Genomic DNA, 318 nt, shown 5'->3' on the forward strand with positions numbered 1-318 from the left:
CCTACGCCGCGCCGGCTCAAGGCGATGACGTGTTCAAAGACGAAGGCAAGATCACCGTCAGCATCAGCCAGGCGGAAGTGGTCGGCGAGCAGCTGGAGAACCTGGTCATCGGCAAGGCGGCAACTGTCGCTGTCACCGACACGCAGAGCGTGGTCACCGCACAGCTCATTGTGGATAACACCACCGTGGCTGAAGGTGGCAAAATCACCTACACCGTGAAGCTGGTCAGCGATGACCCGTCCCTGCCGGTCACCAACCACAAAGGCCTGACTTTCACCTTGACTGACGGCACCACCGTCACCATTAAGGCGGGTGAGG

1 protein-coding gene is annotated in these 318 nt (G+C 60.4%); it reads left to right on the forward strand.

What is annotated here, in order from left to right:
* Window positions 1-318 (forward strand): immunoglobulin-like domain-containing protein (locus ACN6NG_RS29965; protein ID WP_474317542.1); only part of this gene is annotated, 318 nt, incomplete at both ends.

This window comes from Pseudomonas sp. TSO6 (assembly GCF_056098905.1).